Origin of the sequence: Bacillus kexueae (assembly GCF_022809095.1) — a bacterium.
GTDB lineage: Bacteria > Bacillota > Bacilli > Bacillales > Aeribacillaceae > Bacillus_BZ > Bacillus_BZ kexueae.
The window spans coordinates 348,194-361,248 of record NZ_JALAZE010000001.1 but is presented as its reverse complement, the minus strand read 5'-3'; the positions used below and the strand labels follow the sequence as shown (position 1 = coordinate 361,248).

Here is a 13,055-nt window from a genome sequence, read left to right as displayed (position 1 = left end):
GGGGCCGATGTTTTATGTTGACCATTTTCAATCACCAATCGGGACCATTTATTTGGTTGCAGAGAATGGAACACTTTCCAACGTTTTTTTAACAGAAGATAGCTTTCAAGATTGGGAGACGAAAGTGGAGAATACACAAGCTGAAACACCGTTAACGGTTGAGGTGAAGAAACAGCTTGATGCGTATTTTAATCAAAAGCGAAAAAGCTTTGACCTCCCGATTACTTACAAGGGTACGGCATTCCAAATGAATGTGTGGAAGGCGCTACGTACGATTCCGTTTGGTGAAACGTGGAGCTATTTGGATGTCGCAAAAGCCATTGGAAACGAAAAAGCGGTGCGAGCGATTGGACAAGCGAATCGGAGAAATCCACTACCCATTATCGTTCCATGTCATCGCGTGATAGGAAAGAATCAACGCTTAGTCGGCTACGCTGGCAACCATGTAGATAAAAAGGCGTATTTGCTTGAATTGGAAGGTGCAGCATACAAATTGTAATGAAAGGAGTTAAGGTGAAAGTATTTCACCTTAACTCTTTTTTCATTGTTACAGAAAGTTTAAGTTCAATACAGTGTTATCTTTTCAGTTTTTTTGGTGTCTAGCGCAAAGCGCCATCAGCTCGGGTCGCTTCGGCCCTGATGTGGCGACGGAAGCCTTCTCGTAGGTCCTCCAGCTCCCTTCGCCTAAGGACTTGCGCTTTTTCTGTGAAAATAAAAATTACCTATGAGCTGAATGATCGATCATGATAGGTAGATGGTAGAAAGGAAACCCCGGGGAGAATAAATTTTCATTTCCGGGGTGTGAGTGTAAAATCATGTATGTTTCTTATCGAAAACACCAGGAAGTCTAGTGATGCTACCGTCCTACTATACAGGTCATTCGTAAAAAAAATTCTTTTGTAGACGAAGATTGAACTATTTTTGTGTGAAGGACATATACTTTACTAAGTGAAATAAAGTTGCGTTAAGGAAAAACTGGAGGGATGAATATGTTATGGAAATCAGCCCGTCCGAAAAAGCTAATTGGTTACGCTCAATTGTTAGCAAAAATGAATGTTCTTAGTGACGAGCAAATGAAAGAGTTAGAAAAAGCGTTGCAAAAAGAAAATAAAACATTGAATCGATCGTAGTTTGATTAAAAGTAATAAAGAGTGGACCTTGCCACTCTCATTCGAAAAGGGGATTATTCATTTTTTTTCTGAACATAAGATAACGCTAACGCTCCGATTAGAAGCGACCCCTTAATAATATCTTGCGCATAATACGGTACATTGAGCATCGTAAGTCCGTTAAGTAAAATACCAATCAGGATTGCGCCAAAAAATGTACCAATAACATTCGGTTTTCCAGCTCCAAATACAGACTGGCCAATAAAGGCAGCAGCGACTCCATCCATTAACAAGGAAGCACCCGCAGATACTTGTCCGGTGCCGATCCTTGCCGCTAAAATAATCCCCGCAATGGCAGCAAATAGTCCGCTAATCACATAAGCATAGGTTTTATAACGATTGACACGAATTCCAGAAACAATCGCCGCTTCTTTATTGCTTCCGACTAAGTAAAACATCCGGCCGAATCGAGTGTACTGTAGAAGAAAATGAGCAATGAATACCGCCACAATCATTAAAATGGCAGGGAATGGAATCGAAAAGACTTCGCCTTGACCGATAAATAAAAAGGATGGGATAAACTTCCCTGGAGCTAACTCACCGGATTCAAGCGGCATGTTGTTGTATATCGAATACCCTTTTGTATACGTAAGGTGGACACCGTTGACAATATACATGACCGCTAGTGTGGCTAATAAATCAGGTAGCTTGATTTTCACAACGAAAAAAGCATTCAACAGTCCAACGAGAAGCCCTAATATTAATGGAATGATAAGGGCAACGAGAAGCTCTTGCCGGTATAAAACGAGTGCGGCTGCACTTCCAATTGTTGCAAGGCTAACCGTCGACCCAACGGATAAATCAAACCCATCAACAATAAGGGTAAACGTAATTCCGATCGCGACAAAGGTTAAGATGGATATTGATTTTAAAATGTTTGAAAGATTACTATATGATAAAAACTCATCAATTGTGATACTAAACGTGAGAAAGACAGCAATGATAAATAGAAATGTTCCGTGTTTATACAGAAAGGGAACGATTTTAGTTTGCAAGGATGGCTTCGTTCTCGCTTGTTCGATTTGTTCCATGTTTGTTACCTCCCATTGTTGCGTAATAAAGAAGAGAATCATACGTTGCCTCTTCATTGGACAAGGATTTGACCATTTTCCCGTCTTGTAAAATGACAATGCGGTCTGCAATTTGCATTAATTCTTCCCATTCACTAGTGAAATAAAGGACAGATTTCCCTCTTTGAGCAAGTGAATGGATGAGCTCAAAAATTTCTTGTTTTGCTTTAATATCAATGCCTTTTGTCGGCTCGTCAAAAATAAACACATTGTGATCTTCCGTCAACCATTTCCCGATTACAATTTTTTGTTGATTGCCTCCACTAAATTGTAAAACGCCTAAATTCGGATCATTGGGGGAAACGTGAAGACGATTTAGCCATTCAGAAGCGAAGGCCGCTTCTTTTTTTCGATTGATAAAGCCGTTTGGAAATAACTTTGATAACGTACGAACCGTTAAGTTGACAGTAGAAGAATCGTGTATAAATAATCCTTGCTTGCGCCTTTCTTCCGGAATAAGGCATATGCCAGCATTTAATGCGTCATAGGGAGAGCGAACCTTTTTGACTTCGTTACGAATAGTCCAAGTTCCGACTCCACCGTTTAAGCCGAAAATGGATTCAGCAAGCTCAGTCTTTCCGCTTCCTGCTAAACCACCAATTCCGATAATTTCCCCTTTTTTAACGTCTAAGTCGATGGTAGTTCCTTTATCTTTTATGACTAAGTTTTGAATGGAAATTTGTGTTTCTGCTTGTTTAAAGGTAGCTGTTTTTCGATGAAACGCCACATCATTTCCGACCATATGTTGAATCATTTTCTCAACAGATAAAGTCTTTACTTCACCGGCAAAAACGGTTTGACCATCGCGTAAAATCGTAACGCGATCGCAATGATTCACCACTTCATCGAGTCGGTGAGAGATAAAAATGGTGGAAATTCCGCGCTCCTTTAACTGGTTGATTTGTGCGAACAAGCGGCTTGCTTCTGCCTCACTTAAACTAGCCGTCGGTTCGTCTAAAATGATGTATTGAGCTTGTTCTGACAACACTTTGGCAATCAAAATGAGTTGTTTTTCTGGTAATGTACATTCGTTGACGAATGTACGTGGGTTTTTACATAATCCAATCGTTTTTAATCGCTTCTTCGCTTCCTTATTCAATTTTTTCCAAGAAAGAACAGAAGAAAGGGAAGAGGGGGAGAGTACATTTTCTGCAATTGTTAAATTTGGAAATAGTGCTGCATCGACTTCTTGGACGACCATTCCGATTCCTGCTCGTTTCGCATCTTGAGGATGACGAAAGGACACTTCTTTTTCATCAATGGAAATGCTGCCAGAATCGAAAGCGGTTTGTCCGGATAAAATTTTCATTAACGTGCTTTTCCCGGCGCCGTTCATTCCTAAAAGGGCGTGAATTTCTCCCTTTCGAACGGAGAAGTTCACGCCTTTTAATACGTGGTTATGATTATACGATTTATGGATTTCAGTCATCGTTAGAGCCATCTTGATTCTCCTTTTTCTCCAATGTGTCCATCCAAGGTGAAACAGCGACTTCGGATTCACCCCATGAAGAAACGTATTGGTGTAAATCAGCCATTTTAATGGGTTCCTCAGGCAAGGAGGAACGCTTTACTAAATGGGGCTCTAATGAATAGATGTTTGGTGTTTCTTCACCGGCTAGCTTTTGGTAGGCAAATCGTACTTGAACTTTACCGACTTCTTTTGGATCGGTTGCGGTTGTTGCGACCCATGGGCTGTTTGGCTCTTGAATCAATTCTAAATCTTCATCGCTTAGATCGATGCCATAGACTTTAATTTCGTCACGCCCGGCTTGCTTAATGGCGCGTGTCGCTCCTTTAGCAAATTCATCCCATGTGGCAAAAACAGCATCAATATCGCCTTCATTCGGGTACTTTTTCAATATTGCTTCCATTTGCGCTTGTGTATCGAGTGCAGTATTGGCACTCGCGGTACCGAATTTGGCAACTTCCTTAATGTTAGGATAGCGTTCGAAAAAGGCATCATAAATCACATGTCGGCGTTCCATTGGGGCGTACCCACCGACCCAAATGGTGACAATTTCACCTTCTCCGTTTAAATCCTCTGCGAGCGTTTTTAATGTTTTCCAAGCTAAGCTATAATCGTCTTGGTCGATTACCGTAACGCCATCTAATGATAGATCGTTGTCAAATGCGACGACGGCGATTCCTTGTTCAAGCGCTTTTTCAATCGGGGCTTGGAGCGCATCGGCACGACCGTGGTCGATTAAAATTGCATCTACTTTCTGGCTAATAGCCGTTTCCACAAATGTTGCCATCTTCGATAAATCGTTTTCGGCGTTATAAATTTGAACGTTACCGCCAAATCGCTCCGCCTGTTCTTTTACACCGGCAATGTACTGAGAAGAGAAGGTCCCGATAGACATTTGCATTATAACTGCGATATCAATCGGCTCTTGTAGTCGCTCAGGAATGTTTGAATTCGTTTCACTAGACGTTTCTGTTGATGTAACAGCTTCGGATGACGATGGTTTTGTCGCTGTATCAACCGAATCTTGCTCATTCGTACAAGCGGACAATATGAAACATAAACTAATCATAAAAGCAATTAAACGAATCGGTTTCATCAAACCCCTCCTTCTTTAAATAGCGCACGAATTTCTTCTTCATAAGATCCCGTAATAAGTCCTTTTTCCGTAATAATGCCGCTAATATACGAATGAGGGGTGACATCAAATGCCGGATTAAATACTTTTACTTCATCTGGTGCGATTTGAATGCCTTGAATCGTTGTGATTTCTTCTAAGTTCCGCTCTTCAATCGGAATGTCTTTTCCAGATTCGATCGATAAATCGAACGTCGATAAGGGAGCCGCAACGAAAAATGGAATGTCATATTCCTTCGCTAAAATCGCCAAATTCAATGTGCCAATTTTATTGGCAGTATCACCATTAGCTGCAATTCGGTCAGCTCCGACGATGATAGCGGAGATTTTTTTCGTTTGAATGGTATGGGCGGCCATGCTGTCGGTAATAAGCGTGACATCGATTCCCGCTTGCATCAATTCCCATGTCGTGAGTCGCGCGCCTTGTAAAACCGGACGTGTTTCACAGGCGTATACGTGAAGGTCAATCCCGCGCTCTTTGCCAATATAAAACGGGGCTAAAGCAGTTCCATATCGAGCTGTAGCGATCGACCCAGCATTACAATGTGTTAAAACACGGTCCCCGTCTTTAAAAAGGGAAAGGGCGTTCTCACCGATTAAGCGGCAAACTTCTTCATCCTCCACTTGAATTTGAATCGCTTCGTGAATGATGGCGGTCTTTGCTTCGTTGACAGAAGAGGCATTCTCCGCCACTTGAATAATTCGATCTAACGCCCAAAATAAGTTAACAGCCGTCGGGCGCGCATAGCTTAAGTAATCTCGATCTTGCTTGAGTTTCGTTAAAAACGGTTCCAGCTCTTCAGTTTCATATTGGGAGCCAGCTAAGGCTAGGCCATATGCGGCTGCAATGCCAATTGCAGGAGCCCCGCGCACCTTTAACGTTTTAATTGCTTCGTACACGTCATCAATGGATGAAAGTGTTAAAAATTCGGTAATACTCGGAAGTTTTTGTTGATTTAATAGGCGAATCGATTCACCTGTCCACTCTACGGAACGTGGGATGGATAAAGCATTTGTTGTCATACGAATTGCTCCTTTTTCTTTGTGTTTGTCTGAATGATGGTTACTAGTTGATCAATCGTTTCAATTTTTTTGCGCTCTTTAATAAGCAGCGCTCCTAATTGAAGTGCCTCTTTTTTGACCGCAATTTGCGTGCGATGTGGCTCGATGGAATCGATGTCTTCTACATGCGCTAACCCGATTGTTCGGCGAATGATTTCACATCCGCAAAAACCGATGGTGTCGGCGAATGTTTTTTCAAGGATAAAAGGTAGTACTCCCTCCACCTTTGAAAAGGCATCGACTTGATGCGTATTCCAAAGAGTGGAATACGTATTAACAAACACCTCCCATGTTTCCTTCACGTAGTCAAGGAGGTAACGGCGACTACGTTCAACATCGGACAAATAATTTAACAGAAGATTCGCAAAAAACTGCCCGATATCAAACCCAATCGGACCAAAGAAAGCGAATTCTGGATCAATCACTTGCGTCGTATCTTCATTGGCGAAAATACTTCCGGTATGAAGGTCCCCGTGAAGAAGAGCTTCTTGCTCGGTAATAAATTGTTTTTTCAACTGAGCGACTTGAACAAGAAGGGATTGATCGCCCCATATTTTTTGGACGTCTTCTAAAAGCTCTTCTGGAAAGTCGTTCGTGTCATGATTAAAAAACGGATCGGTGAAGACAAGGTCTTCTGTAATTTTGCAAAGTTCAGGATTGACATATTTCGCTGCCAACACCTTTTTAGCTTCGGGTGAGATTGCATAATCTGACGTGTGAAACAACACATTTCCTAAAAATTCACCGATATGCTTTGGCAATAGGGGATACTGTTTCCCGCTGATGAGCCCTTTTCTCACCACGTCTAAACGTGATAAATCCTCCATGACTGTAACAGCCAACGTTTCATCAGAGTAATAGACATTCGGGACATATCCTGGTGTTAGATCTCGAAATTGTCGCAGTGCCTGACTCTCAATCGTCGCTCTTTTAAGCGTCAATGGCCAACTCTCACCGACAACTTTTGCATAAGGGAGGGCTTGTTTGACAATATAGGATTCATTCGTTTCCGTTTTTGTCACTCGAAACACAAGGTTTAAGTTTCCATCTCCAATTTCTTCTACCTCAAGAATGTCTTCTTTAGAAAATAGACCAAGTCTTGTAATGAGCTGCCCTGCAGCGCTTTCGGTTAACGGTTCATACGTTCCACTCATTTTCATACCTCCAAGCAATGTCATTTAAATTTGGTGGAGGCTTTTCTTTTTCGCGACCCGTTCAAAACGAAATAAGAAAAGCCCCTTTTCAAAAGAAAAGAGGCTTGAAGAACTTTACCTTCGCACCTCTTATCTCTCAGACGCTTCCCGCGTCTGTTGGATTTAGCACCGTGCCTTAAAGGCGTCCATTCATTCACGCCCCATTTTGCAATGGTATTACGGTCGGTTGCTGCGGCATCATTGGGCCAATTCCCTCTGCCAACTCTCGATAAGAGTTTTGTCAATTATGAAATTTGAAAATTGTAGTTGAATTGGAAAAGTTAACTTGATGACGATATTAGCAAGGTTGAAAAACGTTTGTCAACCATTTTTTGAAAAAATTAATAAACTGATGGTCGACGGTCGTCAAAAATTGGGATCTGTTTTCGGACTGAATTAACGGTATCAAAGTTGATATCGGCTGTAACAATTTCCTCCTCATTCCCACCTTCAGCGATTACTTCGCCCCATGGGTCTACAATCATGGAGTGACCGGCAAATACATTGTTCGGATCGCGTCCGACTCGATTGCAGGCGACGACGTAGCATTGATTTTCAATCGCGCGGGCAATGAGTAATGAGCGCCAATGGTGAAGGCGAGGCGCTGGCCATTCCGCGACAAAAAACAATACTTTCGCTCCCTTTGTTGTCGACTTTCGTATCCATTCTGGAAAGCGTAGATCGTAGCAAATAAACGATGCGCACAACTCCGCATCGAGTGTAAATAATGCTTCGTCTTTTCCTTCTTGCAAATATAGGTGTTCATCCATTAGGCGAAACAAATGTAATTTACTGTATTCGTGAATAATGGCTCCTTCGCTTGAAACGACGTACGTAGTGTTATAAACACCGGACTGCTTCGCTTTTGCAATCGATCCACCGATGAGATGCACGTTATATTTTTTCGCCCAGTTGATTAAAATGCTTTTCGTTAATTGCCCGTCATGATCGGCCAACGTATCAAGGTTTGTTAAATCATAACCTGTTGTCCACAATTCAGGGAGAACGACAACGGAAGCCTTTTCCTCTTTCGTCGCTTTTTCAATTTGTTTTTCAAAATGGATGAAGTTTTGCTCAGGATGTCCAAACGCTATATCGGATTGGAGGCAAGACACACGCCATTTCATTTTCGTCACTCCTATTTCAAAAATTTTTCTTTACAAGTTGATAAATACACTATATGATTTTTCACTAGAATTTCAAGAACTTTTTGAGAAGGTGTGAAAATCATGAAATTTGAACAATCGCAACTTTTAGAACAACTACCCGACCAATTTTTTGCTCGACTTGCGAAAACGGTGCATCAGTACGTAATGGACGGCTATGATGTAATCAATCTCGGTCAAGGAAACCCAGACAAGCCGACGCCTTCGCATATTGTAGAAGCGATGAAAGATGCTGTTACAGAACCAGCGTATCATAAATATTCTCCGTTTCGCGGTCAATCGTTTTTGAAAGAGGCCGTTTGTACGTTTTACGAGCGGGAATACTGTGTAACGTTACATCCGGAAGAGGAAGTTGCCGTTTTATTTGGTGGAAAAGCAGGGCTTGTTGAAATTCCGCAATGCTTATTGAATCCAGGGGACACGATTTTAGTTCCAGACCCAGGCTATCCAGATTATTGGTCCGGCATCGCACTTGCACGCGCGAAGATGGAGACAATGCCGCTTACAGCGGAAAATCAGTTTTTACCGGATTACGGTAAAATCGATGAGCGAGTGAAAGACGCGGCGAAGTTAATGTTTTTGAACTACCCAAACAATCCGACAGGAGCAGTTGCCACAGAAGCGTTTTTCAAAGAAACCGTTCAATTTGCTGAACGACATAATATTGGAGTCGTGCATGATTTCGCCTATGGTGCCATCGGCTTTGATGGGAAAAAACCGATAAGCTTCCTACAAACAAAAGGCGCTAAAGAAGTCGGGATTGAAATTTACACATTATCCAAAACGTATAATATGGCAGGATGGCGAATCGCTTTTGCAGTAGGGAATAAAGAAATCATCCAAGCGATTAACTTATTGCAAGATCACTTGTATGTGAGTGTTTTTAGCGCTATTCAAAAAGCAGCAGCGACTGCCTTAACGAGCTCGCAACAATGCGTCACAGATCTTGTTCAACTTTATGAAAAGCGACGAAATACATTGATGGAAGCAGTGCGTAACATCGGCTGGGACAACGAATCACCGAAAGGATCTTTTTTCGCATGGCTCAAAGTGCCAAATGGGTTCACATCCCAAACGTTTGCAGAAACCATTCTGCAAAAAGCGCATGTGGCGGTTGCGCCTGGAAACGGATTTGGAGAGTACGGAGAAGGGTATGTTCGAGTCGGATTATTAACAGACGAAGAGCGGATTGAAGAGGCGGTCAACCGACTTAAGAATTTAAATCTTTTTTAAAAAGTTGTTGACACTCATTAAAGAACGTGTCATAATCCAATATAAATTCAATCGACAAGAAAATATTTCCTTATCAAGAGCAGGTGGAGGGACTAGCCCTATGAAGCCCGGCAACCGACTTATTCAATTCAAGATAAGCACGGTGCTAAATCTTGCAGCATTTGGCTGAGAGATAAGGATGGAGCGATCAATCCAAACCTCTTCTCACCAAAGCGAGAAGAGGTTTTTTGTTGTCCAATGATATTGATCGGGTGGAGTTGTCAGCACGGTCCTTTGTCTATATAAGAAAAGAGCAAAGCGCAAGTCCTTAGGCGAAAGGCGCAGGAGGACCTGCGAGAAGGCTTCCGTCGCCACAGCAGGACCGAAGCGACCCGAGCTGATGGCGCTTGGAAGCTAACACTTTATTGAACTTAAACTTTCTGTAACAACCAAAAAGGGCGTTAGTGAAGACAAGAAAACAGTGATAGATAAATGCAAAATAGGTAGGTGTATAAAGTGAGCAGTGTAGTAGCCACATACGTCATTTACGACAAGAAGGGAAACTTCGAACAAAAAGCGGAATCCATTGCAGTCGGCCTTACAGTCGGTTCTTGGACCGACTTAGCTCATGTTGAAAAAGAGCAGCTAGAAAAACATAAAGGGGAAGTGGTGTCCGTCATTGATAACGGTGAAGAGCACCCCGCCTTTGGACGGAAGGCGACGATTGAAATTCAATATCCTGCTATTAACTTTTCAACGGATATTCCGGCCATTTTAACGACCGTCTTTGGAAAGTTATCGCTTGACGGAACGATAAAGCTGATCGACCTTCAATTCTCAGATGACCTTCTGTCCCATTTTTCGGGTCCAAAATGGGGAATAAACGGCATTCGAAAAGAACTAAATGTCTTTGGTCGACCACTTCTCATGAGTATTTTTAAAGGGGTCATCGGACGAGATGAGGCCTTTTTAAAAGACCAGTTACGAAGCCAATTTTTCGGTGGGGTCGATATTGTGAAAGATGACGAAATTTTATTTGAGAATCCATTGACCCCAATCGAAAAGCGAGTCGCAATCGGAAAAGAAGTGTTAAAAGAGCTATTCGAAGAAACGGGGCGCAACGGGTTATATGCGATCAATTTAACTGGCAGAACGTTTGAGTTAAAAGACAAGGCGAAGAGAGCGGTTGAATTAGGCGCAACGGCCCTTTTATTCAATGTCTTCACATACGGTTTGGATACACTGCAAAGCCTTGTGGAAGATGAGGAAATTAATGTTCCAATTATGGCTCATCCGTCGTTTAGCGGAGCAATCGCATCGAGTCCTTACTTCGGTGTTTCTTATGCTCTTTTACTCGGAAAGCTCGTTCGACTAGCTGGGGCAGATTTTTCTTTATTTCCGTCTCCATACGGAAGTGTGGCCATTCCTAAAGAAGATGCAATCGCCATTCAAGCCGAGTGCGTAAAGACGTCCGTATTAAAAAGAACGTTTCCTGTCCCGTCGGCTGGAATTCATCCTGGCTTAGTCCCGCAACTCATTCACGATTTCGGGATCGATAGTATTATTAACGCTGGCGGGGGAGTTCACGGACATCCTGAAGGAGCTATTGGAGGAGGAAGAGCGTTTCGCCAAGCAATGGAAGCCACTTTAAAAGGACAATCATTAACCGAAGCAGCACGTGAGCATTCATCCTTACGTCAAGCAATTGAGAGATGGGGTGTGAAGGAGGTTGTCCGATGAAAAAACCAATCATTCTTTGCGATTTTGATGGAACCATTACGAAACGGGACAATATTTTATCGATCATGAAAAAATTTGCGCCACCTGAATGGGAACGGTTAAAAGATGACATTTTAGCCAGCAACATTTCAATCCAAAAAGGGGTGGGGGATATGTTCCGCCTGATTCCTTCGTATGAAAAATATCAGTTAATTGAGTATGCGTTATCACATGCAGAACTTCGAGAAGGATTTCATGAATTCGTTTCGTATACGAAGGAGGTCGATATTCCACTTTACGTCGTTAGTGGTGGGATGGATTTTTTCGTCAAGCCGATTTTAAAGTCACTTATTCCAGATGATCATATTTTCTGTAATGAAGCAGACTTTTCTGGTGATTTCGTGACGGTTCATTGGCCACATGCTTGTGATGATGCATGCCAAAACGAATGCGGCTGTTGTAAGCCGTCCATCTTACGAAAATTGAAAGAAGAAGATCATGAAGTAATAGTCATCGGTGATTCTATTACCGACTTTCAAGTAGCAACAATGGCTGATGTCGTCTTTGCACGCGACTTCTTAATCGAAAAATGTACAGAAGAAGGGATTTCTTTTCAACCATTTGAATCCTTTTTCGATATCGTAAAATCTTTGAAGAAACGACAGGTGGTGAACGTATGAAGCACAACATCAAGAGATGGAATGAATTAGCAGAAATTAAAAAGGAGCTTGCAGAGCGCGACTGGTTTCCAGCAACGAGCGGCAATTTAGCGATAAAAATTAGTGACAATCCGCTCCAGTTCTATGTGACAGCGAGTGGAAAAGATAAACGAAAGGCTACTCTTGAAGACTTCGTTCTCGTCGACCGGTTCGGAAAACCTGTAGAAGGGGAAAGTGAAAAACCGTCTGCTGAAACGTTGCTTCATGTTGAAATTTTTACCCGTACAAATGCAGAATGTAGTCTACATATCCATACGGTTGATAACAATGTTATTTCCGAGATATATGGTGACGATGGAGTTGTAACGTTTCGTGGACAAGAAATCATAAAAGCGTTCGGATTATGGGAGGAAAATGCGGAAATATCCGTGCCAATCATTCGAAATGATGCTCATATTCCAACGTTAGCCGAGAATTTTTCAAAGCATGTACACGGTGACTTCGGAGCCGTGTTAATCCGTAATCACGGTATTACTGTTTGGGGGGAAACACCTGTACAAACGAAAAAATATTTGGAAGCTTTTGAATTTCTATTCTCTTATCATTTGAAACTTAAACAATTTCAATCATTGAAACAAACGATTTAATAAGGAGGAAACGATAATGGCCATTATCCGATTTCAACAGGAGCAAAAAGAAATTATTAAACAAGAAGAGGTATTTGCGTTCTTAAATGAACAAGGCGTTATTTACGAACAGTGGAATCTATCAAAGCTCCCAGAAAGATTACAAGAAAAATACGATTTAACCGATGAGGAAAAAGAAGAAATCTTAACTGTATTTGATGAGGAAATTAAAGATATTTCCGAACGCCGTGGGTACAAGGCGCAAGACGTGATTTCTTTATCCGAAAACACGCCGAATTTAGATCAATTATTGACAAATTTTAAACAAGAGCATCATCACACAGATGATGAAGTTCGCTTTATCGTCAGCGGCCACGGCATTTTCGTCATTGAAGGAAAAGATGGGAACTTTTTTGAAGTGTGGTTAGAACCAGGTGACCTCATTTCCGTTCCAGAAATGACGAGACATTACTTCACACTGCAAGAAGACCGCCGTGTCGTAGCCGTGCGCATCTTCGTCACAACAGAAGGATGGGTACCAATCTACGAAAAATCAGAAGTAGAAGCGTAATCGAAA

Annotated in this window: 13 protein-coding genes and 2 riboswitches; of the genes, 7 read left to right on the top strand and 6 right to left on the bottom strand. The window is 42.0% G+C overall.

The annotated features are described in order from the left end of the window. The first annotated feature begins 7 nt into the window (after positions 1 to 7). Both ML543_RS01960 and ML543_RS01955 read left to right on the top strand, forming a co-directional pair. Positions 8 to 499, top strand: a complete 492-nt coding sequence (locus ML543_RS01960; RefSeq protein ID WP_243385463.1) for a methylated-DNA--[protein]-cysteine S-methyltransferase — start codon at positions 8 to 10, stop codon at positions 497 to 499. Between the two features lie 490 nt (positions 500 to 989). Then, complete coding sequence (locus ML543_RS01955; protein WP_243385462.1) at positions 990 to 1,130, top strand: hypothetical protein; 141 nt, start codon at positions 990 to 992, stop codon at positions 1,128 to 1,130. 53 nt (positions 1,131 to 1,183) lie between these two features. Here ML543_RS01955 and ML543_RS01950 read toward each other — a convergent pair whose 3' ends face one another. The 6 genes from ML543_RS01950 to ML543_RS01925 all read right to left on the bottom strand — a co-directional run bounded on the left by ML543_RS01950 (position 1,184) and on the right by ML543_RS01925 (position 8,223). Next, entirely contained in the window at positions 1,184 to 2,200 is a 1,017-nt protein-coding gene (locus ML543_RS01950) for an ABC transporter permease (RefSeq protein WP_243385461.1), read from the bottom strand. After that, entirely contained in the window at positions 2,154 to 3,680 is a 1,527-nt protein-coding gene (locus ML543_RS01945) for a sugar ABC transporter ATP-binding protein (RefSeq protein WP_243385460.1), read from the bottom strand. The genes ML543_RS01950 and ML543_RS01945 overlap by 47 nt, the downstream gene beginning before the upstream one ends. After that, the gene (locus ML543_RS01940) at positions 3,661 to 4,803 is read right to left on the bottom strand and encodes a sugar ABC transporter substrate-binding protein (protein ID WP_243385459.1); all 1,143 of its coding nucleotides are present in this window, start codon (positions 4,801 to 4,803) and stop codon (positions 3,661 to 3,663) included. The genes ML543_RS01945 and ML543_RS01940 overlap by 20 nt, the downstream gene beginning before the upstream one ends. Further along, positions 4,803 to 5,864, bottom strand: a complete 1,062-nt coding sequence (gene mtnA / locus ML543_RS01935; protein WP_243385458.1) for an S-methyl-5-thioribose-1-phosphate isomerase — start codon at positions 5,862 to 5,864, stop codon at positions 4,803 to 4,805. Before mtnA ends, ML543_RS01940 begins: the two co-directional genes overlap by 1 nt. Then, positions 5,861 to 7,057 carry an S-methyl-5-thioribose kinase gene (gene mtnK, locus ML543_RS01930; RefSeq protein ID WP_419095323.1) on the bottom strand — a complete coding sequence of 399 codons (1,197 nt, stop codon included), beginning with the start codon at positions 7,055 to 7,057 and terminating at the stop codon, positions 5,861 to 5,863. The genes mtnA and mtnK overlap by 4 nt, the downstream gene beginning before the upstream one ends. 126 nt (positions 7,058 to 7,183) lie before the next feature. Beyond that, a riboswitch (SAM riboswitch) is annotated at positions 7,184 to 7,332 on the bottom strand. Between the two features lie 105 nt (positions 7,333 to 7,437). Beyond that, positions 7,438 to 8,223 carry a carbon-nitrogen family hydrolase gene (locus tag ML543_RS01925; protein WP_243385456.1) on the bottom strand — a complete coding sequence of 262 codons (786 nt, stop codon included), beginning with the start codon at positions 8,221 to 8,223 and terminating at the stop codon, positions 7,438 to 7,440. Positions 8,224 to 8,322: 99 nt separating this feature from the next. Here ML543_RS01925 and ML543_RS01920 point away from each other — a divergent pair, with 99 nt between their 5' ends. The 5 genes from ML543_RS01920 to ML543_RS01900 all read left to right on the top strand — a co-directional run bounded on the left by ML543_RS01920 (position 8,323) and on the right by ML543_RS01900 (position 13,049). Then, positions 8,323 to 9,495, top strand: a complete 1,173-nt coding sequence (locus ML543_RS01920; RefSeq protein WP_341482338.1) for a pyridoxal phosphate-dependent aminotransferase — start codon at positions 8,323 to 8,325, stop codon at positions 9,493 to 9,495. 67 nt (positions 9,496 to 9,562) lie between these two features. Then, positions 9,563 to 9,674: riboswitch (SAM riboswitch) on the top strand. A gap of 316 nt (positions 9,675 to 9,990) precedes the next feature. Further along, positions 9,991 to 11,214, top strand: a complete 1,224-nt coding sequence (locus ML543_RS01915) for a 2,3-diketo-5-methylthiopentyl-1-phosphate enolase (RefSeq protein ID WP_243385454.1) — start codon at positions 9,991 to 9,993, stop codon at positions 11,212 to 11,214. Beyond that, positions 11,211 to 11,873, top strand: coding sequence for a 2-hydroxy-3-keto-5-methylthiopentenyl-1-phosphate phosphatase (locus tag ML543_RS01910; protein ID WP_243385453.1), 663 nt, complete (start codon positions 11,211 to 11,213; stop codon positions 11,871 to 11,873). Before ML543_RS01915 ends, ML543_RS01910 begins: the two co-directional genes overlap by 4 nt. Beyond that, on the top strand, positions 11,870 to 12,499 hold the full coding sequence (locus ML543_RS01905; RefSeq protein WP_243385452.1) for a methylthioribulose 1-phosphate dehydratase: 630 nt from the start codon (positions 11,870 to 11,872) through the stop codon (positions 12,497 to 12,499). Before ML543_RS01910 ends, ML543_RS01905 begins: the two co-directional genes overlap by 4 nt. Positions 12,500 to 12,515: 16 nt before the next feature. After that, positions 12,516 to 13,049 carry a 1,2-dihydroxy-3-keto-5-methylthiopentene dioxygenase gene (locus tag ML543_RS01900; protein ID WP_243385451.1) on the top strand — a complete coding sequence of 178 codons (534 nt, stop codon included), beginning with the start codon at positions 12,516 to 12,518 and terminating at the stop codon, positions 13,047 to 13,049. Positions 13,050 to 13,055: the final 6 nt, after the last annotated feature.

Bases quoted from the DNA above. Each gene is read 5' to 3' on its own strand.
- ML543_RS01960 (WP_243385463.1), top strand. From the start codon at position 8: ATGTTTTATGTTGACCATTTTCAATCACCAATCGGGACCATTTATTTG.
- ML543_RS01955 (WP_243385462.1), top strand. From the start codon at position 990: ATGTTATGGAAATCAGCCCGTCCGAAAAAGCTAATTGGTTACGCTCAA.
- ML543_RS01950 (WP_243385461.1), bottom strand. From the start codon at position 2,200: ATGGAACAAATCGAACAAGCGAGAACGAAGCCATCCTTGCAAACTAAA.
- ML543_RS01945 (WP_243385460.1), bottom strand. From the start codon at position 3,680: ATGGCTCTAACGATGACTGAAATCCATAAATCGTATAATCATAACCAC.
- ML543_RS01940 (WP_243385459.1), bottom strand. From the start codon at position 4,803: ATGAAACCGATTCGTTTAATTGCTTTTATGATTAGTTTATGTTTCATA.
- mtnA (WP_243385458.1), bottom strand. From the start codon at position 5,864: ATGACAACAAATGCTTTATCCATCCCACGTTCCGTAGAGTGGACAGGT.
- mtnK (WP_419095323.1), bottom strand. From the start codon at position 7,057: ATGAGTGGAACGTATGAACCGTTAACCGAAAGCGCTGCAGGGCAGCTC.
- ML543_RS01925 (WP_243385456.1), bottom strand. From the start codon at position 8,223: ATGAAATGGCGTGTGTCTTGCCTCCAATCCGATATAGCGTTTGGACAT.
- ML543_RS01910 (WP_243385453.1), top strand. From the start codon at position 11,211: ATGAAAAAACCAATCATTCTTTGCGATTTTGATGGAACCATTACGAAA.
- ML543_RS01905 (WP_243385452.1), top strand. From the start codon at position 11,870: ATGAAGCACAACATCAAGAGATGGAATGAATTAGCAGAAATTAAAAAG.
- ML543_RS01900 (WP_243385451.1), top strand. From the start codon at position 12,516: ATGGCCATTATCCGATTTCAACAGGAGCAAAAAGAAATTATTAAACAA.